Source organism: Methanobrevibacter sp. (assembly GCF_030539555.1).
Lineage (GTDB): Archaea > Methanobacteriota > Methanobacteria > Methanobacteriales > Methanobacteriaceae > Methanocatella.
In genome coordinates, this window is sequence record NZ_JAUNXX010000147.1 from 1 (window position 1) to 1,615 (window position 1,615).

At 30.3% G+C, this 1,615-nt stretch carries 1 protein-coding gene; it reads left to right on the forward strand.

The features are described 5' to 3' along the window. Positions 1-248: 248 nt before the first annotated feature. The coding region (locus tag Q4Q55_RS10620) for a hypothetical protein (RefSeq protein ID WP_303372765.1) at positions 249-1,615 on the forward strand (1,367 nt) is incomplete at its 3' end.

Below are 1,615 nucleotides of genomic sequence, written 5' to 3' on the forward strand. Positions count from 1 at the left end.
ACTTCAACAAAAAGATAACTGCTTTTTAATTTAAGATAGTTTTCATTAATTTTAACAACCATGATTAATCCTCATAAATATTAATCTAATTTATATTTTATTTTTGCAATTATATAAATTGAATGATTGAAAAATAACCCAAAAAAAATAGCGAAATTTTTTTCATATTAAGTAAATTATGAAAATATTTAAATTAACTATTAAACATAAATATATTATACTATAAAATTGATAAAGAAGTTGAGAATATGAATGGGATAACAATACTAATCTGGATAACTATTGCCATAATAGGACTTATTGCGGCAATACTTGTTAAATTACACTACAATGGAAAACAGCTAGAAACTGAAGACGGGTCCATACTTGAAGATGCAGGATCAATCACTAATGTATTTTCTAAAGGACAAGAATTGTTATCTCGAAATAAAAATGACTCCAATCCAGCTCAACTTAATCAATCAAAATCCAACAACATTGACAGCACCCCGATTTCCTTCAACGACATATATGAAGAACCTGCTGCTTATGAAGTTGAAAATGACACTTATGAAAATATTGAATACGAATCACAAAATCAGGTATTAATTAATTATGATGATACTGTAGAAAAATTTCAAGAACCAATTAAACAAAGCCAGATGGATATTATGAGCCAAAATAACGACCTTAACGAAAAACATGAATTGAAAGACTTATTTACAATTGATGAATTAATTAAAGAATCAAAAAGAAAAGATAGTGAAAGAGAAAAAGAAGCCTTAAAAACTGATGAGGAAGACAGTGAATTAGAAGAACTTAAAGAAAGTATCAAACAAAAACAAGAGGAAAAAAATATTGAGCAAATAATTGATGAACTTCCAGAAGAGACAATTCAGGATATTCTCAGCGAAACTTCAACTGAAGAAAGCTCTGAAAGCGAAGAAACAATCAGTGATTTGATAAATGAAACATCCAGCGATGTTGTTGATGAAACTAAACAAGAAACTAAAATCGAAACTCCAACTATCACATCACAGGATATTGAAGAAGCCATAAGTACTGCTTCAAAAGAAAGTGAAGAAGAAGTTGAAAGCATATCTGAAAGTGCAGGAATTACAGATGCTTTGCTTAACAATGAAGAAAGTGAAACTCAGGAAGTAATCAAAGAACCTATCCTCAAAAGCCCAACAAAAGTTACCGACGACTATAAGTTTGGAGCTGACATTGATGACGGAAATGTGTTTGGCGAATATGCAAATGATTTGGACTACAGAAAAGATTTGGCTAAAATCACCAATACAATCAAAGGTTCAAAAATATTTAAAGACGTGAAAGATAAACTCAAATCAGAACCTGTAGAAGAACCTGAAATAGAAGATAACATTGAAGAGACTTTCATCAGAAACGTGAATGAATATGAAGATGAATTTACACCAATCATTAATGAAACCCATGCAGATTATGAAGCAACCTATGAAGATTACCATAATGCAGATTACGACCAAAGAATGAGACAGGAAAATAGCCGCAAAGTGTTCAACATAGTCAACACTCCAAAAACCACTGAATCAAAAATCGGAACCATTAAAGAAAAACCTGCAAGAGACAACATTAAAATTCAACTCAACAATAA